We start from the raw sequence: 24,464 nt of genomic DNA, 5'->3' as shown, positions 1-24,464 counted from the left end.
GGGATGAAGTCTGCGATGGTCAAGCATTAAAGGCGGCTGTCATCTCTGTCTGTGGCACGGGAGCCTTGCTAGGATGGCGCTGCCAGGTACGACTCCCCAAAGATTGCGCCAACGACAAGGATGCCCGATGAGCCGCATAGCCCACCCCGATAATGATGAGCACAGCGACACTGCCGCATGGCACGGCGCCGCCTTCCCCTCCGAGAGCGCGATCCGGGTCGGGCTGATCGGTTATGGCATGGCGGTGCGCACCTTCCACGCGCCCTTGATCGAGGCCACGGACGGGCTGGCGCTGGTGGCACTGTCCACCTCGCGGCCCGAGATCGTCAGGGCCGAGCGTCCGCAGCTGGAGGTGGAGGCCACCCCTGAGGCCTTGCTTGCGCGTGACGACATCGACCTGATCATCATCGCGACGCCCAACGAGACCCACGCTCCGCTGGCCTCTGCGGCGCTGGCGGCAGGCAAGCATGTGGTCGTCGACAAGCCCTTCACGGTGACGTTTGAAGAAGGTAAGGCCCTGACCCGCCAGGTCGAGCAGGCCGGACGGGTGCTGGCGGTATTTCACAATCGGCGCTTCGATGCCGACTTCCTGACGCTGGCGGAATTGATCAACGACGGCACGCTGGGCCGTATCGCGCATCTGGAATCCCACTTCGACCGCTTCCGTCCGACGGTGCCGAACCGCTGGCGTGAGCAGGCACTGCCCGGCAGCGGCCTGTGGTATGACCTCGGTCCGCATCTGCTGGATCAGGCGCTGTGCCTTTTCGGCGAACCGAGCACCATCCAGCTCACGCGTCGCGCCCAGCGCGAGGGCGCGGTGACCGATGATTTCTTCCACGCCGTGCTCGATTACGCCCACCATCCAAGGCACCCGGGTCTGGTAGTGGAGCTGCACGCCAGTGCACTGACGGCGGCGCCGACGGCACGCTTTGCCGCACACGGTACCCGTGGCAGCTACGTGGTATTCGGGCTCGACCCTCAGGAGGATTGCCTCAAGGCCGGTGACTGGCCCTCGCGTGACCCGCTGGAGCGCCAGGCGCGCCAGTGGGGGCGGGATGCGCGTCCCGGAATGCTGACCGTGCTGGAGGCCGACCCGGATGGCGCCGAAGGCGAGCAGGTGCTGGTGGGTGGCACCCATCAGGGCCGCGATGGCGACTATCCGGCCTGGTATGCGGGGCTGCGCGACTGCATTCGTGGCCAGGGCGGCAATCCGACTTCACCCCATGAGGCGCTGCGCGTGATGAAGTGGCTGGAGGCCGGCATCGCCAGCGAAGGCTGAAACCATCGAAGGTGAGATGACTCACGAAAGACGCGCGCCCTGAAGGCCCGAATGGCCAGCTATCAGAGGCGCGCGTCTTGTTTTTCAAGGCAGTGGCAGGCGAGGACGCGGCCTGCTCAGCTCGGGTCGTTCTCGCCCTTGTCGGCCTTGCGCATGCGCGAGAACAGCTCCGCGCGCAGCTCACCGATGCGCGGCACCTCCTCGGCATGGAAGGGGATGGGGCGCAGCAGGCGCATGGCTCGCAGGCCGAGACGTGCGTTCATCAGGCCACTGCCCAGTCCCTGACCGGCCTTGGTGGAGAGGCGGCCGGCCAGATTCATCGACAGCAGGTCCATGCTGGCCTCGGCAGCCAGTTCGCTGGCACCGGCGAAGGCCATCGAGGCCAGCACCTCCTTGAACAGCCGCAGGCGGCTGGCATAGCCCAGCTCCAGCCCGTAGAGGCGCGACAGGCGCTCCATCATGCGCAGACCGCGCCAGGCCACCAGGCTCATGTCGACCCAGGTCAGCGGCGAGACCGCCACCATCACCGCTGTCTCGCCACTCATGCGCGAGATCAGACGCCGCGCCTCACGGTCCCGCGGCCCCAGCACGTGGAAGGCGAACAGCTCGCGGCGCTCCGATGGGGAGTGATGCGCTTCACAGGCGGCGCGCCAGGCGCGCACGCCGGCGTCATCATCGCCGAGCTTCATCTGGCGACGCAGCTGTTCGAGCAGGTCTTCCTGCTGGCTGTCGGCCTTGCCGCCTGCCTTGCCCGAATCCTCGTCAGGCGTGGACAGCGCATCACCGCGCTGGCCAAAGCCCTGTTGGCCAAAGCTTTTCTGGCCAAAGCTCTCCTGGCCAAAGTCATCCTGCTGATGCTCTTCCAGCTCGGCGCGCAGCGCGACGTGCCTGCGCAGGTGACGCAGCCTGAAGAGCTCCTTGCCCAGCGCACGGGCGCCAAGCCCGATGGCGCCAAGGCCCAGCAGACCCCAGGCGCCGGCGATCAGGTCGCCGCCCATGGCCGCCTGATAGAGCGCATGACCGGCTTCGACACCCCCGAGTGTCAGGGTGCCGAGCAGCAGCCATTTGAGGCCGCGATGACGTGGCCGGGCGCTCAGCGTCGCATCCAGTCCCGGCGTGGCGGGTTCCGGTTCGGCCGCCGCCAGCGGCTGGCTTTCCATCTCCGGCGAGAAGTGACGCGCGCCGCGCAGGGCCTCTGCCGTGCTCTTCGATGCGCTCTCGGTGGGGCGCTCGGCATAGGGGGGCGAGGCGGCATCGGCCTGCGCCGAATCGGGGCTCGTGAAGCGTTTGCCCGGGCGCGGATGGCGGGATTCGGTGTTCATTTCAGGTGGTCTCCCAGCAGCCAGTCGAGCACGGCGTCCATGCGGATGTGAGGTGGCGCATTGCCATCGATCTTCGGCGGCGCGAAGTGGGGGAAGTCGAAGCGGCTTTCGGCCCAGAAATTCGGGTCGGGCAGCCGTGAAGGCACCTCGCCCGGGAACAGCAGCACGGACTCGCGGCCAGTGCCTTGTGTGTCCGAGTCGCCCGCTCCCTCGTGCTCGCCTAACAGTTGTCCCGCCAGTGCCGGATGACGTTGGCCATTCTCTACCACCTCACGCGCCTCACTGGCGCGGATGGCGGCGATGGTGAAGGCCTTGAGTGGCACATCGCGATAGCGCAGGCGCTTGAGCGGGTCCGCCAGCAGCTGCTCGAGCAGGTCGCGCATCGCGCCATGCTGCTCTGGCGTGACGTGGTCGGCCTTGGTGGCGGCGATGGCCAGGCGGTCGATGCGGCGGTCCATCAGGCGCGCCAGCAGGTGGCGGCGGCCATAGGCGAAGCTGTCGAACAGCTTGTCCAGTGCACGGCTCAGGTCGCGGAATGGCGCCGGGCCGGCATTCAGCGCGCCCAGCACGTCGATAAGCACGATCTGGCGATCAAAGCGCCGGAAGTGGTCGTGATAGAAAGGGCGCACCACGCGGCGGCGATAGTGATCGAAGCGCCGCGCCAGGGTGCGATACAGGCTGGCTTCCGGCAGGGCGGCCAACGCGTCGGGTGTCCAGTCACCGAGCCCCGGCAGCGGGAAGAACTGCAGCACCGGCGCCTCGTCCAGCTCGCCGGGCAGCAGAAAGCGGCCCGGTGTCAGGTCGACGAAGCCACCCTTGCGGCGCGCGGCGTGCAGATAGTCGGTATAGAGGCTCGCGATCTCGGCGAGGCGGTCTTCATCCACTTCGCTGTCCGGTGTCAGGCCCTCTATGGCCGCCATCCAGTCCTGCGCCCAGTCGCCACGCCCGTCGGCCAGCTGGGTCTCGCACTCACTGCTCCAGCCGCTGAAGTCCTGCTCCAGCATCGGCAGGTCCAGCAGCCATTCGCCGGGATAGTCGATCAGGTCCAGCGTCAGGGTGGCGCGCTGGCTGTCGAGCATGCGCGCGGCGCGCGAGGTGGGGCGAAAGCCTATCTTGAGACGCAGCTCGCTGATGCTGCGGGTCGGCGTCGGCCATTCGGGCCCGTGGGGTGACTGCTGGCCGGACAGCGAACGCAGGCCGGCTTCCAGCGGAAAGCGCGGGATGGAGAGGTCCGGCTGGCTGACGCGTTCCGCGCCGAGCAGGCGGCCGTCGCGTGCGGCAGGCAGCAGTTCCAGGCGCGCGCCGAGTCCGGCATGGCGCAGCTGCTCGATCAGCGAGACGAGAAAGGCGGTCTTGCCGGCACCGGACAGGCCCGTGACGGCGAGCCGCAGCTGGCGGTCGAGACCGCGCTCCAGCAGGTCATGTGCTTCGCGGCCCACATCGCGGGCAAGCTGGCGGGCGTTGCGGGTCATGGTGTTGAACATCAGGCATTCCCTGTCAGTGGGGGCGAGGCGGCGGCGCGACGTGATGGCATCCTGGCAGCTGATGATGAGCTGGATGATGGCCGGGACTTGTCAGCGTGCGCCGTACGGCTCGCCATCAACCCTCTATCTGCGGGCGATCGGCGCGCAAGGCAAGCTGACGCCACACCAGCAGGGCGATGGGCAGCAGGCAGGCGGGGATCAGCAGCAGGTTGAGCAGCGCCCAGCCCAGCGTGCTGACCAAGGGGCCGGCCAGCAGCGCCGTCACCGCCCCGGTGGTGAAGACGAGGAACTCGTTGGCAGCCTGGGTGCGGGCCTTCTCGTTGGTGCGATGGCAGTGGGTCAGCATCGTGGTGGCGGGCAGGAAGGTGAAGTTCCAACCGATGCCGAGCAGGATGAGACCGAGGAAGAACCCCTGGGTTCCCGTCAGGTAGTCGGCGGCCAGCAGCTGCGCGGTGGCAAGACTTGCCAGCAGGAAGGCGCAGCCGGTCACGATCATGGTGCCCGACCCGAAGCGGGCGACCAGCCGCCCGGTGAAGAAGGACGGCAGGAACATGGCGACCACATGCCATTGGATGGTGGTGGCGACGTGATCGAAGCCGTGTCCGGCATGGGCCATCGCCAGCGGTGTGGCCGTCATCGCCAGATTCATCACCCCATAGCCGACCATCGCGCTGAGCACGGCCAGCAGGAAGGTCGGCTGACGCAGGATCACGCCCAATGGGCGTGCAGGTTCCACTGCATCACCGTCGGCTGACCGGGCATTGTCCTCGCTGGGCAGGCGGATGAAGGCCAGCAAGAGAAGCGCCACCAGATAGAGCGCCCCCAGCCCGATGAAGCTACCCAGGAAGGGCGTGTCGGCCAGCGCATGACTGGTGCGGGCAAGCCAGGGTCCGAAGAAGGCCGCCAGCACGCCACCCCCCATTACCAGCCCGATGGCGCGTTCGCGCTGCTCCTCCGGGGCGGCCTCCATCGCGGCGAAGCGATACAGCTGACCGAAGCCGATGCCGATGCCCACCAGCCAGGTGGCGAGCAGGAACAGCCCGAAATGCTGCAGATGCAGTGCCAGCACGGCCAGCCCCGCGCCAGCCAGCCCGCACAGATTGCCGAGCACGAAGCCACGTCGCCGCCCGAGGCGGGCGGTGATCAGTGAGGCGGGAATGGTGGCACACATCAGTCCCAGCCACTGGGTGGCGACCGGCGCGGTCGACCAGCTGCTCGAGGCCAGCTGGGCACCGATCAGTGGTGAGACCGCGATCAGCAGGATGTTGCCGCTGACCAGCAAGGCCTGACACAGCGACAGCAGCGTGACGGCCAAGGGCAGGCGTGCCCGGTCGGCAGCGGGAGAAGATAGTGGCATGAAGGCGCAGCTCCGTCGGATATCGGCGCCCGGTGCGCCTGTCCTGATTATGCCTGTACTCCGTCCAGGCGTTCCAACTCCATGCCCGGGGTCGCGCTCACGGCGAGCCTAGTCTCCCGCCCATTCCCGCAGGCTGCCCTGGCGCACACGGTGAATGGCGTGTGACAGCTCGCCCTGCTCGGAAAGGCGCTGGATGACTGCGGGCAGCGCAGCGCGGATCTGTGTAGCTGACATGCCGGGGGAGAGTTCCGAGGCATACAGCATCTTGAGCAGCACGTAATCCAGCGGGCTCAGCCAGGTATCCACCGTGACGTCACTGAAGACGGAGGGAAAGACGTTATCCGAATCATTGGGCAGCCCCATCAACTGGGCGCTCTCCTCGACGACGCAGTCCACCAGGCGCGCCTTCTGGCGGACATAGTCCGCGGGGATCAGGATCAGGCCGCTGGTGATGGCGTGATCCGGCCCGGTCTTGAACAGCGTCAGGCATGCGCCTTCCCGCAATGCCTTGCGCATGCCCGGGGTGGCGGCCTGCTGCTTGCCGACATAGGCGGCGGCCTCGCGCGTCATGTTTTCCCGGGCGATGAAGGCGATGCGCAGATTGGCCTCTCTGGCGGAAGACACGAAACTCAGCGGATGACCGGTGATGGTGGATAGATGACGGAACTGGATCTCGCTCATCTGTCGCTGCAGAGATGAGTCGCCCAGCTGCGAGTCGACCCAGACCGTGATCGGTTTCTGCCAGCGCACCAGCGAGGCGCTGCTGCCGGGCAGGTATTCACGCTTGAGTGCCACTTCCATGAAGCTGTCCGCCAGTACAGCGGCCCGCTGCCAGCGCTCGGCGGCCTGGCTCGGGCTGATGGTGGCCAGACAGGACAGCAGCAGACCGATCCCCAGCGCCTTGAGTGCCCAAGGCGCCCTCAGCGAGGAAGCGAAAGAAGCCCTCAGCGTGGAAAAGAACAGCCCCTTGAGCTGGCGATGGGGTAAGCAGAGCATGGGCGACCTCTTCAGGGAACATGCAGTCCAGCATGCCTGAAATGCAAACGCCCCGCGTGTCCGAGAGGGCAACGCGGGGCGTGATACTCATTTGATGACGATTTGCCGTCCCAAAAAGGCGGCTTTCAGGCGTCAGATGAAGGCCAGATAGATGGCGATCACCAGCACGACCAGCAGCAGTGCACAGACCTTGGCACCTTTCCAGGGCGTCATGTCGATGGCGCCGACATCCTGCTGGATCCACGGCTCGTCACGCGGCGCCAGCTTGCCGATGATCAGCATCATCGCGATCAACAGCACGAACACCAGACCGACGAAGTGGAACTCGTGGATCACGTCCAGCACGCCGGAGAAGGCCGGCACGAAGTAGACCACCCCGATCACGCTACAACCGATCAACAGTGCCAGGTTGGCGGCGATGGTCGGCACGCGACGTGTCAGCAGCCCCATCAGCACCACGGCGAAGATCGGGATGAAGTAGATGGCATTCATCTTCTGCAGGTAACCGAACAGGCTCTCCTGACCGGCCAGCAGCGGCGCGAGGGTCATGGAGGCGATCGCCAGCACCCAGCCGAAGCCCTTGGAGACCTTGACCACTTCCTCGTCGCTGGCATCACGACGCAGATGCGCCTTGTAGATGCCGGTGGAGAACAGCGTGGTGGTGGCGTTCAGCGCCGAGTTGAAGGACGACAGGATCGCGCCGACCATCGCCGCGGCGAAGAAGCCGGTCAGCGGTGCGGGCAGTACATCGAACACCAGCTGGCCGTAGGCGCTGTCGGCCTTGACGCCGGAAGAGGCGTAGAGGTGGTAGGCGATGATGCCGGGAATCACCAGATACAGCGGGCCCAGCAGCTTGAGGGCACCGGTCAGCAGCACGCCTTTTTGGCCCTCGGCGAGGGTCTTGGCGGCGAAGGTGCGCTGGATGATCTGCTGGTTGGTACACCAGTAGAAGAAGTTGATGATCATCACGCCGGTGAACAGAGTCGAGAAGGGTACCGACTGGTCTTCGCCGCCCATTGAGTTGAATTTCTCCGGATTGGCGGCGGTCAGCGTGTCCCAGCCGGCCATCGCACCCTGGCCATCACTGACGGCATCGAGGCCGAAATAGACGATCAGCATGCCGCCGATCAACAGGCCCACGCCGTTCAAGGTGTCGGAGATGGCGATGGAGCGCATGCCGCCGAACAGGGCATAGATGGCACCGATGATGCCGACGACCCAGATGGTCATCCACAGCAGTGCATTGGGCGAGCTGATACCGGTCAGCGAGGGAAGGTCCAGCATGCCCTGCAGGCCGATGGCACCGGAGTAGAGGATGATCGGCAGCAGGATCACCGCGTAGGCGAACAGGAAGATCAGGTTGGTGATCAGCTCGGTGCTGCGTCCGAAGCGCAAGGCCAGCAGCTCAGGCAAGGTGGTGATGCCACTCTTTAGGAAGCGTGGCAGGAAGAACATTGCCATCACCACCATGGCCAGTACCGCCATGACTTCCCAGGCCATCACTGACAGACCATCGGTGAAGGCGGCGCCATTCAGGCCGACCATCTGCTCGGTGGACAGGTTGGTCATCAACAGGGAGCCCGCGATCAGCGGGAAGGTCAGGCTGCGTCCGGCGAGGAAGTAACCGGTGGAATGCGAGGTGTCATCGCGGTGTGTCCACCACCAGGTCAAGACAGCGACCAGGCCGGTAAAGAACACGAAAGAAACAAGTGTCAGAGCATGCATGGGGGGAGGGTTCCTTTAGGCGTGCGGCGTCGAATCAGAAGGGGTCAGGCTCATGATCCGAGGAGATGATTCGATGCCGATCCAGCCGTGGCGATGCAATGCACACAGCAGGCTGTGTCATCGTCCGTGAAGAGACTCACCGGTAACATTCACGGCAAGACTGGCGATAGTGTAGGTATCTGCTGATTTCTCGCTATCCGCCATTTGTAGAACATACGTTGGTTTTGAGGTGCAGCTGGCGTCGATTGAGCGTTGAGAATGAACAGGAGGTCATTGCTTCTCAGTCTCTGGTATCAGGCCTTGATCGCAGTGTCATAAAAAGACGCATGTCGCGGCTTTCACCGCGCATTGCGGGTCACCTTTGATGCTTAGTCAGAGACGCCAGCGCCCCGTCATCAGTGAAGATGACGGGGCGCTGGCGTTAGCATGTCGTGCGTTCATCTCGTACGCACATGTCGTGAGGTCATGGCGATGACGATGACATGCGGCGTGCGATCGCGTCGTGCGGGTGGGGCGATCAGCTGGCGAAGGCCAGGTAGATGGCCATCACCAGTACCAGCAGCACGATGCTGGCGATACGAGTGCCGGCCCAGGGCGTCATGTCGATGGCGCCGACGTCCTGCTGGATCCAGGGTTCGGCGCGCGGTGACAGCTTGCCGATCACCAGCATCATGGCGATCAACAGCACCAGCACGATGGCGATGAAGTGGAAGTTGTGCACCCGATCGACCAGTTCGGAAAGCGTCGGCACGAAGTAGAACAGGCCGATGACCGCGCAGCCGAGCACCAGCGCCAGATTGGCGGCGATGGCCGGCACGCGCTTGGACATCAGTCCCACCACGATCACCGCCAACAGCGGGATGTAGTAGATGGAGTTCACCTTCTGCACATAGACGAACAGGCTTTCCTGGGTCGCCAGCAGCGGGGCGATGGCCATCGCGGCGGCGGCCATGATCCAGCCGGCCCACTTGGAGGCCTTGACCACCTCTTCATCGCTGGCCTGCGGCTTGAGGCGTGCCTTGTAGACATCGAGACTGAACAGGGTGGCGGTGGAGTTGAGCGCCGAGTTGAAGGACGACAGGATCGCGCCGACCATCGCCGCGGCGAAGAAGCCGGTCAGCGGCGCGGGCAATACATCGAAGACCAGCCGGCCATAGGCGGCGTCGGCCTTGATGCCGTCACCGGCGTAGAGCTGGAAGGCGATGATGCCCGGCAGCACCAGATACAGCGGGCCCAGCAGCTTGAGGGCACCGGTCAGCAGCACGCCCTTCTGGCCCTCGGCGAGGGTCTTGGCGGCGAAGGTGCGCTGGATGATCTGCTGGTTGGTACACCAGTAGAACATGTTGAGCAGCAGCACCCCGGTGAACAGGGTCGAGACCGGCACTGACTGGTCATCCCCGCCCAGCGAATTCAGCTTCTCCGGGTGGGTCTCCTTGAGCGTCTCCCAGCCAGCGAGGATACCGTTGCCGTCGCCGACGCGGTCCAGCCCGTAGTAGACGATGATCATGCCGCCGATCAGCAGGCCGATGCCGTTCAGAGTGTCGGAAATGGCGATGGAGCGCAGGCCACCGAAGAGGGCATAGATGGCACCGGCGATGCCGACGGCGATCACGGTGCCGGTCAGCAGCACCATCTGCGAGTCGATGCCGGTCAGGGCTCGCAGGTCGAGCACGCCCATCAGACCGAGGGCGCCGGAGTAGAGAATGCTGGGCAGCAGGATGATGGCGTAGGCCAGCATGAAGATCAGGTTGGCCAGCAGCTGGGTGGTGCGATCGAAGCGCAGTGCCAGCAGTTCCGGCAGGGTGGTGATACCGCTCTTGAGGAAGCGTGGCAGGAAGAACATGGCCATCGCGACCAGCGAGACCACGGCTACCACTTCCCAGGCCATCACGGAGAGGCCGTCGGTGAAGGCGGCGCCGTTGAGGCCCACCATCTGCTCGGTGGAGAGGTTGGTCATCAGCAGGGAGCCTGCGATGATCGGGAAGGTCAGACTGCGTCCGGCGAGGAAATAGCCGGTGGAATGTTGATGGTCGTCACGACGGGTCAGCCACCAGGTGATCACGGCGACCAGCCCCGTGAAGAACACGAAGGAGCTCAGGGTGAGGGCGTTCATGGCATTATCCTTGTTGAACAACAGGGCTCGGAGGCCTGCTTGCTCAGCTGCCCATCGTCTGCAGAACATGCCTCACCGTTGGCGCGCGGTAGCACGAGACACGCTGTCAGCGACCGACATCTAGCGTGCCGATCAGTGTCAAAGAAATGCCGGACCCTCACCATTGATAATTTGTCTGACATTTTTCTGCAATTGTCTGATTCGTGCAGACATAGCCCGGTAGCGGCTGTCGACCTGTCGCCATGACCAGAACGCCCCGCCTCTTGCGTGTCGATCGACGGCAGGAGGCGGGGCGTTGTCGTTGTCAGAAGCTGGTATCGCAAGCTGATAGTCAGCAGCGGGTGTCAGTAACCGACACCGCTGTCAGACGCTGGCGCCGGCGGGGGTCAGCACCAGCTGGTAGAGCGAGGCGCCGTGGATGTCTTTCAGTGTGACGGTCAGCGCTTCGCTCTCGGGATCGAGATCCACCTGGCCGAAGAACTGGAAGCCTTCGCTGGGCGACATGTTGGCCCGTCCCTCAGGCGGTGCCTTCACGAATTCGAGTCTTGGTCCGAAGGTGTTGTCCAGCTCGCCAGGGCCGTAGGTGCCGGCGTGGATCGGGCCACTGACGAATTCCCAGAAAGGTGTGAAGTCCTTGAATACGGCGCGCTCGGGCGAGTAGTGATGTGCGGCGGTGTAGTGCACATCGGCGGTCAGCCAGACCAGATTCTGGATGTCGTGATCGCGCACGAACTTGAGCAGTTCGGCGATCTCCTGCTCGCGTCCCAATGCCTCGCCATCCCCATTGGCGCCGTTCTCGAAATTGTCGCCGTCACGCACCAGCAGTCCGATGGGCATGTCGGAGGCGATGACCTTCCAGGTGGCGGTACTGGCCTTGAGCGACTGCTTGAGCCAGGCCAGCTGATCGCGACCCAGGAAGTCGGTCTGTGGCCCGCGCCCCGTCTGGCGGTTGGCGGAATTGGCACCGCGGAAGCTGCGCATGTCGAGCATGAACATCTCGAGCCCCGGCCCGAAGCTGAAGTTGCGGTGGATGCGCTCCGGCGCGGCAGGGCCGGTGCGCAGCGGCATGTTCTCGAGGAAGGCGCGCCGCGCATTGGCGGACAGCACGTCGAGATTCTTCTCGGTGTAGCGATCATCCTCGAGAATCTCGCCCGGGTACCAGTTGTTGGTGGTCTCGTGGTCATCCCACTGGGCGAACATCGGCACCTCGGCATTGAAGCGGCGCAGGTTCTCGTCCATCAGGTTGTAGGCGTACTGGCCACGATACTCGTCCAGCGTTTCTGCCACCTTGGACTTGGCGGGCGTGACGATATTGCGCCACAGGCTACCGTCGTGCTGGGTGACGCTCTCCTTGAGCGGGCCATCGGCGTAGATGGTATCGCCGGAGTGCAGGAAGAAGTCCGGCTTGACCTGGCGCATGGTCTCGTAGAGGCGCAGGCCACCGAAGTCCGGATTGATGCCCCAACCCTGGCCGACGGTGTCACCGGACCACACGAAGCGCAGCGCACGCGGTGCCTGCGCGCTGGGCGGCAACACCAGGCGACCGGCTGTGGCCTCGCTGATGGCGCGGTGATCATCCAGCGCCGCGTAGCGCACCCGGTAGAAGACCTCGCCGCTGGCGTTGGCGCGAGTGCCGATGCGAGTCAGGTCGAGCTTGCTGGTCAGGCCATCCGTCGGCAGGGCCACCGGACCGCGCATCTGGAAGGCGCCGCGCATCTCGGGATTGTCGGCCAGTTCGATCAGCATGCGTGCCGGCTTGTCGCTCTGGCTCCACAGCATGGCGCGGCTGGCGGTCACGTCGCCGCTCATCACACCGGAGGGCATGCGCGGTCGTCGTCCCTCGGCCATCACGATCGCGGGGGCGCCGAGCAGGCCCGTGGTCGCCAGCAGCCCGACCCCGGCGCCTTGCAGGCCGCGCCCCAGCAGCTGGCGGCGGTCCATCCGTGACGGGGCACCGGCGGGGGTGCCTGGTGCAGCACCATTGCCGGCTGGCGCAGTGCTTGGCGAGACGGGGGAGGTGTGGGAGGTGGGGGAAACGTGAGCGGCGTGGGACTTGCGAGAGGAGCGCAAAGGCAGCAGATCAGACAGACGGCGGGACATGAGGGGCTTCCTTGTAACAATCTGGCGTCAGGTTGGGATAGCAAGTGGCATCAGAAGTGACATCACGAGTGACATCAGGGCGCCAACCATCGCGGGGCAGGCCGCAAAGGCTGACAGCGCTGATGGGAGAGACTACTTTCCACGCTCAAGATGAAGATCCGGTGTCAGAACCATGATCGCTCCACGCCGCCCACGCCCGGCACTTGCAGTACAAGGTGCCGCACTCAGTCAGGCCTTTCTCGCGGCTTATTGCCCGATTTCACGCAAGGACACCCCTCATGCCCCGCTCAACCCCCTCGGAGTTCTCACAACCTGATCCTGCCAGGCTGATCACGGACAGCCACCCCCAGGCACGGCATGTACTCGATTACTGGTTCACTCAGCTGACGCCCAAGGACTGGTTTCGCAAGAGCGATGCACTCGATGGCCAGCTGCGTGAGCGATTCGCCATGCGCCTCGAGCAGGCGCTCGCCTGTGAGCTATGGGAGTGGCGGACGAGCGTCGGTGGGCGGCTGGCGGAAATCCTGCTGCTGGACCAGTTCGCGCGCAATATCCATCGCGATACGCCGCGTGCCTTCAGCGGCGACAACCTGGCGCTCGCGCTCTCGCAACAGGCCGTCGCGCTGGGCGACCTGGACCGTCTTCCGCTGGCCTGGCAGCCCTTCGCGATCATGCCGTGGATGCACAGCGAATCGTTGCGCATCCATGAACACGCCGAACAATTGTTCGCACGCCCCGGCCTCGAGCACACCCTGCGCTATGAGCATCGGCATGCGGACATCGTGCGTAGATTCGGCCGCTACCCGCATCGCAATGCGATTCTCGGCCGCGAGTCCACGCCGGAAGAGATCGCCTTCCTGGGCCAGCCCGGCTCCTCATTCTGACAAATGAAGAATCGACCCCTTTTAATTGCGTGACGTCGTCTCCAAGACTTGTACAGCGGCGCCAAGCGCCCGTACATCAGCAAGGAAGGAGACAGCAGATGGGTATCATTCTTGGGTTGATCATCGGTGGTCTGGCCGGCTGGATCGCAGGCAACATCATGCGCGGCGGCAGCTTCGGCATTCTTGGCAACATCGTCGTCGGTGTTGTCGGCGGCCTGCTGGGTAGCGTCATCTTCAAGCTGCTGGGGCTGGCCTCCACCGGCATCATCGGCTCGCTGGTCGTCTCGGTCGTGGGGGCGGTGGTGTTGCTGTGGATCGTCTCGAAGGTCAAGTCCAAGGCCTGACGGCGCGATGTCGAGCCCCGTCAGGCGGTTGTCAGCAAGCGCAAGTCGCAAGTGCAAGCAGCAAGTGCAATCGTCAACAGCAAGTGAAGTCCCTTGCGGGTGTCTGGATGGATTCGATGTAGCCACCCGCCGCAGCAACGCCTCTTGTCACCCGGGCTCCTGACTGCCCGGTGATCTGTCACGGCGCCGAGAGGCGCCTTGTCGAGGCGTGTACCTGGACAGGAAGTACCTGGACAGGATGCACCTGGACAGGATGCACCTGGACAAGAATTACGCCGGCAAGAGGCGGCAAGGCCGAATCATCCTTCAGCGCCACATTGGTGGCGCGTTGCGGATCTAGCGAAAACAGGAGCGTTTGAGCATGGCGAGCAATGAGCACGATTCAGCACCTTCTTCCCAGTCGAATGCCGACAGTGCGAAGTGCCCCTATCACGAGGGCCAGAATCGCTCGGCAGAGGGAGAGAACCCCTATACCCACCCCAACCGCAACGGGCCGCACGACATCAGGCCCAATGCCGGTGACGGCCATGCCAAGGACGAGGCGCTGGAGACCTATCGCGCCGACGCCGAAGGGCATGACCTGCGCACCAACCAGGGGTTGCGCATCGCGGACAATCACAATTCGCTGAAGGCGGGGGAGCGCGGTCCGACCCTGATGGAAGACTTCATCTTCCGCGAGAAGATGAACCACTTCGACAATGAACGTATTCCTGAGCGTATCGTTCACGCGCGTGGCGCGGCCGCGCACGGGTATTTTCAGGCTTACGACAATGCCGCCAGGTATTCCAAGGCCGGCGTGTTCAGTGACCCGTCCAAGAAGACGCCGGTGTTCGTGCGCTTCTCGACCGTGCAGGGCTCGCGTGGTTCCAACGACACGGTACGTGACGTGCGCGGCTTCGCGACCAAGTTCTACACCGATGACGGCAACTGGGACCTGGTCGGCAACGACATGCCGGTCTTCTTCATCCAGGACGCGATGAAGTTCCCCGACTTCGTGCACGCCGTGAAGCCGGAGCCGCACAACGAGATTCCCCAGGGCCAGTCAGCCCACGACACCTTCTGGGACTTCGTGTCGTTGATGCCCGAAAGCACGCACATGGTGCTGTGGACCATGTCGGACCGCGCCTTCCCGCGCCATTACCGCAACATGGAAGGCTTCGGTGTCCATACCTTCCGTCTGATCGACCGTGAAGGTGTGTCGCGCTTCGTCAAGTTCCACTGGAAGCCGGTGGCCGGTACCTGCTCGCTGATCTGGGATGAAGCCCAGAAGCTGTGGGGGCGTGACCCGGACTTCAACCGTCGCATGATGTGGGATGACATCAAGAACGGTGCACCTCTGGAGTGGGAGCTGGGCATCCAGGTGGTCGAGGAGAAGGACGAGCATAGCTTCGACTTCGATATTCTCGATCCGACCAAGCTGATCCCCGAATCGCTGGTACCGGTGGTGCCGATCGGCAAGATGGTGCTGGACCGCAATCCGGACAACTACTTCGCCGAGACCGAGCAGGTCGCCTTCAATCCGGCCAACATCGTGCCGGGGATCGACTTCTCCAATGACCCGCTGCTGCAGGGGCGCCTGTTCTCCTATCTGGACACCCAGATGCTGCGTCTTGGTGGGCCGAACTTCCACGAGATTCCCATCAACCAGCCGGTGTGCCCGTTCCACAACAACCAGCGCGATGCCCAGCATCGTCAGACCATCAATACAGGACAGGCGTCCTACGAGCCGAACTCCATCGATGGCGGCTGGCCGGCCGAGACACCGCCGTCCCAGGACGCCCATGGTGGTTTCGAGCCGTATCATGAGCGCGTCGAGGCGCACAAGGTACGTGCGCGCAGCGCCTCCTTCGGGGATCACTATTCCCAGGCCACCCTGTTCTGGAACAGCCAGACTGACGTGGAGAAGGAACACATCATCGCGGCCTACACCTTCGAGCTCTCCAAGGTCGAGCGTCCGTGGATCCGTGAGCGGGTGATCACCGAGATCCTGCCCAATATCGATCTGGAGCTGGCACGTCGCGTCGGTGAGAATCACGGCATCGAGACACCGACCAGCAAGCCCGCGCCGGACGGTGAGCTGGGCACCAGCCAGGTCGAAAGCGATCCGGCGCTGAGCCTGATGGCGCGTCTGCCGGATTCCATCGCCACCCGCAAGGTCGCGATCCTGGCTGCCGATGGCGTCGCCATGGAAGATGTTCGCTCGATCAAGGATCAGCTGGCCGCCGAGGGTGCCGAAGGGCTGTTGATCGCCCCGAGCATGGCGCCGATCAAGGCCGGAGATGGCACCATGCTGTCGCCGGATGCGATGCTCAATGGCCTGCCGTCCGTGACGGTGGATGCCGTTGTCGTCGCTGGCGGCGTGGACAGCGTCGAGGCACTGAGCGGCTCGGGCCTTGGACTCTATTATGTTCAGGAAGCCTACAAGCACCTGAAGCCCATCGTGGCGATCTGCGAAGGCAAGGAGCTGCTGGCCGCCGCGCGTGTGCCGGTCGAGGAGGGCGTCATCCTGGTGGATGATGTACTCGCCGCCAGCCTGCCGCTGCGTGATGCCCTGATGGCTCACCGTGTGTGGTCGCGTGATGCGCGTGCCAATCAGATGCCGGCATGAGGCATTAGCACCCTAAAAAGGTATGATGCGACTCACGAAGCCCCCTGACCTGCGAAGGTCGGGGGGCTTTTTCTTGGTCATGAGGCGGTCATTTGTGGACGTGAAAATGGGGGGACGAAGAAAGGTGTAAACAGGGTTGGTGATACCACCGGATCGAGGGCCATCCTGTGGTTCTCGTCGCTGAGAGTGGCTGATAGGCTCAGTGATAGGGGCTGATTATCGAAGGCATGCTGGTAATTGATTATCACTAGAAGCACCAGATGCGTAAGGTAAGCAGGCATCAAGGGGCCACTAGCCAGCACATGCCGGGCAGGCATCGGCCCCGACCCGATTCGACAATGGGCTGCAGGCCTTCACATCAAGCAGCGCATGAAAATGTGACATCAGCAGTATCTGGCCTTGCCAGTCGAGTTTGATAGCGCTTTTTTCTACCTGACAGGAGAACGTCTACATGTCCCAGACTCCACGCTATACCACAGGTAACGGCGCCCCGGTGCCTCACGATGACATCAGCCAGACAGCGGGCCCGAATGGTTCACTGACCTTCGACAACTGGCGTCTGTTCGAGAAGCTGGCGCACTTCAACCGTGAGCGCATTCCGGAGCGTGTCGTCCACGCCCGTGGCGTCGCCGCTTACGGCACCTTCACCCTGACCCGTGACCTGTCTGATCTGACCATCGCCCGTTTCCTGCAGGGTGTCGGCAAGCAGACCCCGTTGCTGGCGCGTTTCTCCACCGTGGCCGGTGGCCAGGACAGCGGCGACAACACTCGCGACGTGCGCGGCTTCTCGCTGAAGTTCTACACCGAGGATGGCAACTGGGACATGGTCGGCAACAACACGCCGGTGTTCTTCATCCGCGAGCCGTCCAAGTTCCCTGACTTCATCCACACCCAGAAGAAAGACCCGCGTACCAACATGGTCGATTGGCAGAACCGTTGGGAATTCTGGGCCAACCATCCGCAGGCACTGCATCAGGTCACCATCCTGATGTCCGACCGCGGTATCCCGAAGTCGCTGACCACCATGAACGGCTACAGCTCGCACACCCTGAGCCTGTGGAACGACAAGGGCGAGCGTGTCTGGGTCAAGTGGCACTTCAAGACCGATCAGGGCCACGAGACACTGACCGATGACCAGGCGGCGCAGGTCGCCCCGGACTTCCACCAGCACGACCTGTTCACTCGTCTCGAGCGTGGCGAACGTCCGAGCTGGACCGTCAACCTGCAGGTGATGACTGAGCAGCAGGCGCGTGACTACCACATCAACCCGTTCGACCTCACCAAGGTGTGGCCGCACGGTGACTTCCCGCTGATGGAAGTCGGCAAGATGGAGCTCAACCGCAATCCGGAGAACTACTTCGCGGAAGTCGAGCAGTCCGTCTTCTCGCCGTCCAACTTCGTGCCGGGTATCGGCGCCTCGCCGGACCGCGTGCTGCAGGCACGTCTGTGGGCCTACGCCGATGCACACCGCTACCGTGTCGGTGCCAACGCCGAGCAGCTGCCGGTCAACCGTCCGGTCTGCCCGGTCAACCACTACCAGCGTGATGGCGTGATGGCGGGCATGTGCCCGGTCACCGGTCACGGTGGCGGCCCGCTGGGCGGCCAGGTCGGTCAGGGCGTGCCGGGAGAAACGAAGGAAGGTGGCCAGTACTCACGCACCAACTTCTATCCCAACGAGCGTGCCGATCAGGGTGCCCCGGTGCCGGACGCTACCGTCGCCGAGCCGGCGATGCCGCTGGAGCAGAATGCCTGGATGGGCTATCACGACAACAGCGATGAGGATAACTACAGCCAGGCCGGCAACCTCTATCGTCTGTTCGATGAAGGCCAGAAGACGCGCATCACCGACGTCATCGCCGGCACCATGGTAGGCGTCAGCCACGTGGTCCAGGACAAGATGATCGCGCACTTCCGTCAGGCGGATGCCGATTATGGTGATCGTATCGCCACCAAGCTGGCCAAGCTCGATCCGCGCTGAGTCAGTCATGGCATACCCTCGTCAGGTCAGTAGTGCTTCCTTGAGCTGACGAAAACATCAAGGCCCCCGCCGGGTAACCGGCGGGGGCCTTGTCGTATGCGGCTGTCAGGGACTATCTGACAATCAGGGCGCCGTGCAAGAGATACGCAGGCACACACCTCAGTCGTTGTCGCGCATGGCCTCATCAGCGTCGGCTTTCTCGCACACGCCCAGCGCCCACAGCAGGAAGGCATCCTGACGCGCATTGTCACGCCACGCCTTGAAGCGACCCGAGGCGCCGCCATGTCCGGCGCTCATGTCGGTGCGCAACAGGACCGGATGCGGTGTGCAGTCCATCTGGCGCAGCCGGGCATAGAGCTTGGCCGGCTCCCAGTAGGGCACGCGGGTGTCATGCCAGCTGCCCTGAAGGAACAGCGGCGGATAGGGCGCGGCGCTCAGGTTGTCCAGCGGGGAATAGGCGCGGATGCGCCGCCGCGCCTCGTTTTCGTGCGGGTTGCCCCACTCGGTGTACTCCGCGGTGGTCAGCGGCAGTTCCGGATTTTCCATGGTGCGCAGCACATCGACGAAGGGCACATCGAGCACCGCGGCGCAGAAGGCCTCGGGACGCTTGTTGAGGCTGGCGCCGACCAGCAGACCACCGGCGCTGGCACCGTAGGCGGCGATGCGATCCGCGGCCCCGACGCCGTGCTCGACCAGCGCATCACGCGCGGCGAGGAAGTCGTTGAAGCTGTTTTCCTTGTGCTCCAGCTTGCCGGCCAGATACCAGGGCTCGCCACGGTCCCCGCCGCCACGCACGTGGGCGACCGCGAAGGCAACGCCACGCGTCAGCAGTTCCAGGCGGGCGATCGAGAACCAGGGGTCCAGCGTCTCGCCGTAGGCGCCATAGCCGTAGAGCAATACCGGCGGCGGGGCGTGGGGGCGGCCTGCGTCATCACACAGATCGCGCCGCATGACCACCGAGACCGGCACCTGCTCGCCATCGTCGGAGGTCGCCCACAGGCGGCGGCTGATCAGCTGCTCGGGCGTGAGGTCACCATGCACGGTCTGGCGCTTGAGCAGGCGACGCTCGCCTGTGTCGAGGTCCAGCTCGATCCAGCTCGGCGGCGTGGTGAAGCTTTCCTCACGGATACGCAGGCGGCGAGCGTCGAAATGCGGGCAGTCGCCCAGCCCCTGGCTCAGCGGTTGCTCCGGCATCGCCAGGCGTTCGTCGCGGCATATCGTGTGCGCAGGCGCCGTGTCTTCGAATTCGATCACGCGTAGCCAGGCCTGGGCCTGACGGTGATCGCGTTCATCGACCATCAGCCCCCAGCTGAAGGCCTCGACGCCTTCCAGCGTCACTTCATCGCGGGTGGCGATCAGTGGCTGCCAGTCGTCGGGCGCATGCTCGGAGGCGATATCGAGCTGGAAGTGCGGTGCTTGCCTGTTGTGCAGCACATAGAAGTGGCCGGGACGGTGATCGACGCCATACTCGACACCGGTCTCGCGGGCGCGCACCAGACGCATCTCGCCCAGCGGGGTGTCGGCCTTGAGCAACCATGTCTCGCTGGTGTCCTTGGAGGCGGTCTCCAGAATCAGCCAGGCGCGTGAGCGGGTCTTGCCCATGCCGACCCAGAATTCGCTGTCTTCCTCACGATAGAGCAGCGTCTCTGCGCGGCTCGCCACATTCAGGCACCAGATCTCGAAGGGGCGCTGGGTGCTGTCATAGCGCGTGAACAGCAGGTGCTGGCCGTCCTCGGCCCACACCAGATCCGGCCCGATATCCTCCAGCAGACACTCGTCATCGTGGCCGGCGTTGCGTGAGTCGCCATTCGTCGCGTTCAGTGTTGCAAGACGCAGGCTGAACACCTCATCGCCGCTGGTGTCCAGAGTCCATGCCAGTTGCTGTTCATCCGGGGAGATGGCCATCTCGCCCAGTTCGACGAAGTCGTGATGGCGCGACAGGCTCTGCAGGTCCAGCAGGCATTCGTGCTGGCGGGTATCGGCGGGGTCGGCGCCGATCGCATGGCGCCACCAGACCGGATAGTCGGCGTCGGCGGCGGTCTCGCTCCAATAGACGTAGTGATCCAGTGCCTCGGCCAGGCTTGAGACGGCCAGTTCGCGGCGCGCAAGATGGCCGTGATAGAGGGCGTCGCTCAGCGGCGCGAGCGAGGCGAACCAGCGATCACTCTCGGCGTTGACCGCCGTGAGAAAGGTGGTGACCTCTGGCGTGTCGCGTTCTTCAAGCCAGTGCCATTCGGGGTCATCGGCACGATAATGGCGCTGGACGGGGCTATCGGGCATGGCTACCTCGTGAAAGTGGGGTGCTCGAGTGTGTCGGGCGGGCATGGAGTGTAACATTGAGCCTGTCCCACAGCGTGCGCAAGCCCTTGCCTCATGGGAGGCATCGCCGCCGTGAGAGATGAATGCGCAGCCTCTGATGCCACGCAACGTGTGGCCCCGATGATGGGATGACTCGATGGCTGAACTGAGGTGTCGGGTGCTTCTGCACAGGACAGGCACCCCTCAGAATGTCAGTCTCGACAGGATGTTATGACAGGAGTGAAGGGCATGATGATTTCCGATTCGCTGCCGCAGATGTGGCTGATCTATTTTGGCCTGGCGGCGGTAGTGCTGTTTACCGGCTATATGGCGGTGCGAATGCTGCCGCGTTTTCTGCGCTGGATCCTGGTCGGCGGCATCGCCGGCATGATCGCCGTGCCGACCAGTTTTCACGTCACGGCCAGCGTCGCGGAAGATGCCTACACCGGCCTTGCGCCAGCCATCGTGGCCTTTGCCGTCAGCGTGATACAGAAGGATGGTGGTGGCATGGCCTCGGCTTTCGGCATGCTGGTACTGGGTATCGGGGCCGGTGTGGTGCTGGGGCTGGTGATCTGGTGGCTGGGACGCGGGCGTGAACAACGTCGCCGTGCCGCCCAGCAGCGCCACCAGCCTCATGCCCACGGGCAGGAGGATGAGGAAGTGCGCGAGGGTAACGCCGCTGGCGCCAGCTTGCGTAGCGAGAAACGTGGCACCCCGGCCCGTGCGGCGGCGCGTACCCGCGCAGGCCGCGACCGTCAGGAACCGTCGCTCTGATCGAGCGTCGTTCGATCAGCGCCAGCCGTGCATTGTCCGAGCGTGGACTAAGGATCTGTCATGCCCCGTGATGTAGCTGTCACTTCGTTTCTTGAGCCAGTCCGTTCACCAGGGCATGTATCCGGCTCTTCATTCGGCCCTGTCGCAAAGGTTGCGGGGGCGCGCTGGCTGGCTGCCCTGATGCTGGCGGGCATCAGCCTCGCGTCGCCCTCGGCCTTCGCCGAGCAGGCATCGCCGGCGGAAAACGCCTCGGCCAGCGAGGCGATGAGTGAGTCGGTAAGTGGGCTGGTAGATGAGTCGGCCAGCGAACAGGCTGAGCAGATGCCGTTCGTGGCCCGGGATGTCGCGAGTGACGCGAACGCAGGCAATGGCTCGGCGCGCGACATTGCGCCTGACCTGCGCATGGCGATCGATGTCTCCGGCAGCATGAAGCACAACGACCCGACCAATCTGCGCGCCAGTGCGCTGGACCTGCTGGTCACCTTGCTGCCGGAGCGCTCGCGTGCAGGACTGTGGGGCTTCGGTGAGCAGGTACAGCCACTGCTGGCGCTGGGCGCGGTCGATGCGGGCTGGAAACAGGCGGCCCGCGGGCTGGAAGGGCGGCTGGACGATTACGAGCAGTACACTGACCTCGAGGCGGGGCTGCGAGCCGCCGCCGAGGGCGCCGATGCGAGCATCGATGGCCAGGGGCCGCGTCAGGTCATTCTGCTCTCCGATGGCATGGTCGACCTGCGTGAGCCGAGCAGAGAGAAGGCCGCCTCGGACAGCGCCTCGCGTCAGCGCATCACCGATGAGCTGACGCCACAGCTGGCGGCGCACAACATCACGGTGCACACCGTCGCGCTGTCGCGCAATGCCGATATCGATCTGCTGCAGCAGGTCGCCGATGGCACCGGCGGGTTGGCGACGGTTGCCGAGACCCCGGAAGACCTGCTGCGTGCCTTCCTCGGGGCGCTAGACCGTATCGTGCCCGGCGAGCTGGTGCCGCTCGAGGACAAGCGCTTCACCATCGATGGCAGCGTCGAGGAGTTCACGGCGCTGGTTTTCCATGGCCCCGATGACAGCGCGCCGGTGTTGATCGCGCCGGATGGTCAGCGCTATTCGCTGGCCGACAAGGCGTCGCTGCCCGAGGGCGTGCGCTGGGAACACCAGCCGCGCTATGACCTGATCACCGTGACCGACCCCGAGGCCGGGCAGTGGCGTATCGAAGGGCAGGTGGGTGTCGATAGCCGCATCACCGTGGTATCAGACCTGGCTCTGGTATCGCGCCCGCTGCCGGCCACACTGTACCGCGGCTTTGGTTATTCCCTTTCAGCCTCGCTGGTCGACGGCGCACGTGATGTCGACGAGCAGGACTTCCTGGCGACGCTGGACGGCAATGCGCGTCTGGTGCCGGAAGACGAGGGTGGCATGTCAGCAGAAACGGCAGTCGTGACCACCGCCCAGCAGCGCGGTCTTGAGCGTGACGGCGCGCAGTTCAGCGTCAACATGCCGCCGCCGCAGCAACCGGGTGGTGCTCGCCTGACGCTGACCATCGAGGGTCAGCGCGATGGCGCGCCCTTTGCGCGTCAGTTGAGCCAGCGCACCAGCGTGGTAGACCCGCTGCTGGTCGAGCCGATCGGTGGCAATGCGCAGAACTCGACGCCGCCGAGCGCGCTGGAGGTCAGCGCGCGTCATCCGCTGCTCAACACCGCCAATACCCAGCTGGACGCGACGCTGCAGGGTGAGCTGTTGAGTGTGGCGGAAGCGGGCGAGAGTCGCTGGCGTATCGAACTGCCGCCACTGGAACGTGACGTCAGTGCCGATGTGCAGATCAGTGCGCGCATCGTGCTGGGCGGGAGTTCGCGAGTGATCGATCTGGCGCCCTATACCCTCAACGAGAATGCGGCGCGGCGTGCCGCCAATCTGGACCGCTCGCCCATCGAGGGTGAGTCCTTCGGTGAGATTCAGGGCCTGGACCAGGCGGTAGAGGAGCAGGAAGACCTCAATGATCTGCTGATGAAGGGCCGCCTGCCCATCGACAAGGTGCCTGCGTTGATCAGTCAGTGGTTCGAAGGAGCTTCGGACTTTGCCCAGCGTGAGGCAGAATCACCGCAAAGCCGCATGATCGCTTACGCCGTTGCCGGTGTGATCGGCCTGCTGGTGGTGATCATGTTGGTGCGTCGCATGACGCGCAAGCCGACTCAGCGGGAGGAACCCCATGTGTGAACTGCTCGGCATGAGTGCCAATGTGCCGACCGATATCTGCTTCAGCTTCGCCGGTTTTCTGCAGCGAGGTGGTGGTACTGGTCCGCACCGCGATGGTTGGGGAATCGCCTTCTACGAAGAGGGCGGTTATCGCGAATTCCGTGACCCGCATCCGTCGGTGGATTCGCCCATCGCGCGCATGATTCTCGACTATCCGATCAAGTCGCAGATGGTCATCAGCCATATCCGCCAGGCCAATGTCGGCCAGGTGACGCTGGCCAATACCCACCCGTTCACGCGCGAGCTGTGGGGCCGACAGTGGTGCTATGCCCACAATGGTCAGCTGGCGGACTGGCAGGCGCTGCCCCTGCCGTACTATCGCCCGGTGGGCAGCACGGACAGCGAGCACGCTGCCTGCTTCCTGCTCGGCGAGATCCGGCGCGCCTTCCCGAATCCGCCGGCGCGGTGCGAAGACCTGTGGCGGCATCTGCACGCCCAGTGCGAGCGTCTGCGCGGGCTTGGCGTCTTCAATCTGCTGCTCTCCGACGGCGTGCATCTCTACGCCTACTGCTCCACCAGGCTGGCGCACATCACGCGCCGAGCGCCCTTCGGGCAGGCGAGTCTCACCGACTTCGAGATGAGCGTCGACTTCCAGCAGCACACCACCGATGCCGATGTTGTCTCGGTGATCGCCACCGATCCGCTGACCGACAACGAGCAATGGCAGCGCCTGCTGCCGGGGCAACTGGTGGTGTTCCGCGAAGGCGAGCTGGTCGCCAGTCTTGGCGGTGAGTTGCCGCTGAGCCAGGAAGAGCCAGGGCAGGAGCAGGCCGAGAGCGGGGCAGTCGATCGCACCGCGACCGCGCGTCGCAAGCCCGACTGGCTGGCGTCTGACTTGAGCTGCTGACGTTTGGTGATCTGAGTTGCTGACACTGAGCGACCGAGAAAGAGCTTGAACGCCAGATACACGAAGGGCCGCGATTGCGGCCCTTCGTGTTTGCGGCTTTTGCCTGGT

General features: G+C 64.3%; 16 protein-coding genes. 8 read left to right on the top strand and 8 right to left on the bottom strand.

From position 1 onward, the window contains the following. Positions 1-127: 127 nt before the first annotated feature. Positions 128-1,279 (top strand): oxidoreductase, encoded by a 1,152-nt coding sequence (locus tag MKZ40_RS15380; protein WP_175090467.1) that lies wholly within the window; start codon positions 128-130, stop codon positions 1,277-1,279. A 116-nt stretch (positions 1,280-1,395) separates the two neighbouring features. Here MKZ40_RS15380 and MKZ40_RS15375 read toward each other — a convergent pair whose 3' ends face one another. The 7 genes from MKZ40_RS15375 to MKZ40_RS15345 form a co-directional block, all read right to left on the bottom strand. After that, complete coding sequence (locus MKZ40_RS15375) at positions 1,396-2,601, bottom strand: TIGR01620 family protein (RefSeq protein ID WP_254627188.1); 1,206 nt, start codon at positions 2,599-2,601, stop codon at positions 1,396-1,398. Then, positions 2,598-4,085, bottom strand: coding sequence for a YcjX family protein (locus MKZ40_RS15370; RefSeq protein ID WP_254627189.1), 1,488 nt, complete (start codon positions 4,083-4,085; stop codon positions 2,598-2,600). Before MKZ40_RS15370 ends, MKZ40_RS15375 begins: the two co-directional genes overlap by 4 nt. A gap of 115 nt (positions 4,086-4,200) precedes the next feature. Further along, positions 4,201-5,406, bottom strand: coding sequence for an MFS transporter (locus MKZ40_RS15365; RefSeq protein ID WP_175090506.1), 1,206 nt, complete (start codon positions 5,404-5,406; stop codon positions 4,201-4,203). 144 nt (positions 5,407-5,550) lie between these two features. Then, positions 5,551-6,438 carry a DUF2927 domain-containing protein gene (locus MKZ40_RS15360; protein ID WP_175090468.1) on the bottom strand — a complete coding sequence of 296 codons (888 nt, stop codon included), beginning with the start codon at positions 6,436-6,438 and terminating at the stop codon, positions 5,551-5,553. Between the two features lie 132 nt (positions 6,439-6,570). After that, a complete protein-coding gene (locus tag MKZ40_RS15355; protein WP_175090469.1) occupies positions 6,571-8,163 on the bottom strand; it encodes a solute:sodium symporter family transporter in 1,593 nt (530 codons plus the stop codon). A 517-nt stretch (positions 8,164-8,680) separates the two neighbouring features. After that, entirely contained in the window at positions 8,681-10,276 is a 1,596-nt protein-coding gene (locus MKZ40_RS15350; protein ID WP_175090470.1) for a solute:sodium symporter family transporter, read from the bottom strand. 363 nt (positions 10,277-10,639) lie between these two features. Beyond that, positions 10,640-12,376: an alkaline phosphatase D family protein gene (locus tag MKZ40_RS15345; protein ID WP_254627190.1), complete on the bottom strand. Its 1,737-nt coding sequence runs from the start codon at positions 12,374-12,376 to the stop codon at positions 10,640-10,642. Positions 12,377-12,654: 278 nt separating this feature from the next. On the opposite strand from MKZ40_RS15345, the gene MKZ40_RS15340 reads away from it, so the two are divergent. The 4 genes from MKZ40_RS15340 (at position 12,655) to MKZ40_RS15325 (ending at position 18,190) form a co-directional block, all read left to right on the top strand. Beyond that, the gene (locus MKZ40_RS15340) at positions 12,655-13,260 is read left to right on the top strand and encodes a DUF924 family protein (protein WP_175090471.1); all 606 of its coding nucleotides are present in this window, start codon (positions 12,655-12,657) and stop codon (positions 13,258-13,260) included. A gap of 98 nt (positions 13,261-13,358) precedes the next feature. Next, complete coding sequence (locus MKZ40_RS15335; RefSeq protein WP_043333988.1) at positions 13,359-13,604, top strand: GlsB/YeaQ/YmgE family stress response membrane protein; 246 nt, start codon at positions 13,359-13,361, stop codon at positions 13,602-13,604. Positions 13,605-13,965: 361 nt separating this feature from the next. Next, on the top strand, positions 13,966-16,212 hold the full coding sequence (gene katE, locus MKZ40_RS15330; RefSeq protein ID WP_175090472.1) for a catalase HPII: 2,247 nt from the start codon (positions 13,966-13,968) through the stop codon (positions 16,210-16,212). A gap of 451 nt (positions 16,213-16,663) precedes the next feature. Next, positions 16,664-18,190 carry a catalase gene (locus MKZ40_RS15325; RefSeq protein WP_175090473.1) on the top strand — a complete coding sequence of 509 codons (1,527 nt, stop codon included), beginning with the start codon at positions 16,664-16,666 and terminating at the stop codon, positions 18,188-18,190. Between the two features lie 159 nt (positions 18,191-18,349). On the opposite strand, the gene MKZ40_RS15320 is transcribed toward MKZ40_RS15325, so the two are convergent. Beyond that, a complete protein-coding gene (locus MKZ40_RS15320) occupies positions 18,350-20,470 on the bottom strand; it encodes a prolyl oligopeptidase family serine peptidase (RefSeq protein ID WP_254627191.1) in 2,121 nt (706 codons plus the stop codon). Between the two features lie 267 nt (positions 20,471-20,737). On the opposite strand from MKZ40_RS15320, the gene MKZ40_RS15315 reads away from it, so the two are divergent. From MKZ40_RS15315 to MKZ40_RS15305, 3 genes are read left to right on the top strand one after another with little or no spacing between them, the layout of a single operon-like run. After that, the gene (locus MKZ40_RS15315) at positions 20,738-21,262 is read left to right on the top strand and encodes a hypothetical protein (protein WP_175090475.1); all 525 of its coding nucleotides are present in this window, start codon (positions 20,738-20,740) and stop codon (positions 21,260-21,262) included. Positions 21,263-21,322: 60 nt separating this feature from the next. After that, complete coding sequence (locus MKZ40_RS15310; RefSeq protein ID WP_175090476.1) at positions 21,323-23,470, top strand: vWA domain-containing protein; 2,148 nt, start codon at positions 21,323-21,325, stop codon at positions 23,468-23,470. Beyond that, a complete protein-coding gene (locus MKZ40_RS15305; protein ID WP_175090477.1) occupies positions 23,463-24,356 on the top strand; it encodes a class II glutamine amidotransferase in 894 nt (297 codons plus the stop codon). Before MKZ40_RS15310 ends, MKZ40_RS15305 begins: the two co-directional genes overlap by 8 nt. The last annotated feature ends 108 nt before the right edge of the window (positions 24,357-24,464 follow it).

It is taken from the genome of Cobetia sp. BMC6, assembly GCF_029991385.1.
In the GTDB taxonomy this organism is placed as follows: Bacteria; Pseudomonadota; Gammaproteobacteria; order Pseudomonadales; family Halomonadaceae; genus Cobetia.
Note: the sequence above shows the minus strand (reverse complement) of the source record. Positions and strands in the feature narration are given on the sequence as shown.

Excerpts from the sequence above, each read along its gene's own strand:
- MKZ40_RS15335 (WP_043333988.1), top strand. The coding sequence starts at position 13,359 with ATGGGTATCATTCTTGGGTTGATCATCGGTGGTCTGGCCGGCTGGATC.
- MKZ40_RS15340 (WP_175090471.1), top strand. The coding sequence starts at position 12,655 with ATGCCCCGCTCAACCCCCTCGGAGTTCTCACAACCTGATCCTGCCAGG.
- MKZ40_RS15345 (WP_254627190.1), bottom strand. The coding sequence starts at position 12,376 with ATGTCCCGCCGTCTGTCTGATCTGCTGCCTTTGCGCTCCTCTCGCAAG.
- MKZ40_RS15320 (WP_254627191.1), bottom strand. The coding sequence starts at position 20,470 with ATGCCCGATAGCCCCGTCCAGCGCCATTATCGTGCCGATGACCCCGAA.
- MKZ40_RS15325 (WP_175090473.1), top strand. The coding sequence starts at position 16,664 with ATGTCCCAGACTCCACGCTATACCACAGGTAACGGCGCCCCGGTGCCT.
- MKZ40_RS15370 (WP_254627189.1), bottom strand. The coding sequence starts at position 4,085 with ATGTTCAACACCATGACCCGCAACGCCCGCCAGCTTGCCCGCGATGTG.
- MKZ40_RS15360 (WP_175090468.1), bottom strand. The coding sequence starts at position 6,438 with ATGCTCTGCTTACCCCATCGCCAGCTCAAGGGGCTGTTCTTTTCCACG.
- MKZ40_RS15375 (WP_254627188.1), bottom strand. The coding sequence starts at position 2,601 with ATGAACACCGAATCCCGCCATCCGCGCCCGGGCAAACGCTTCACGAGC.
- MKZ40_RS15380 (WP_175090467.1), top strand. The coding sequence starts at position 128 with ATGAGCCGCATAGCCCACCCCGATAATGATGAGCACAGCGACACTGCC.
- MKZ40_RS15310 (WP_175090476.1), top strand. The coding sequence starts at position 21,323 with ATGCCCCGTGATGTAGCTGTCACTTCGTTTCTTGAGCCAGTCCGTTCA.
- MKZ40_RS15350 (WP_175090470.1), bottom strand. The coding sequence starts at position 10,276 with ATGAACGCCCTCACCCTGAGCTCCTTCGTGTTCTTCACGGGGCTGGTC.
- MKZ40_RS15305 (WP_175090477.1), top strand. The coding sequence starts at position 23,463 with ATGTGTGAACTGCTCGGCATGAGTGCCAATGTGCCGACCGATATCTGC.
- MKZ40_RS15355 (WP_175090469.1), bottom strand. The coding sequence starts at position 8,163 with ATGCATGCTCTGACACTTGTTTCTTTCGTGTTCTTTACCGGCCTGGTC.
- katE (WP_175090472.1), top strand. The coding sequence starts at position 13,966 with ATGGCGAGCAATGAGCACGATTCAGCACCTTCTTCCCAGTCGAATGCC.
- MKZ40_RS15315 (WP_175090475.1), top strand. The coding sequence starts at position 20,738 with ATGATGATTTCCGATTCGCTGCCGCAGATGTGGCTGATCTATTTTGGC.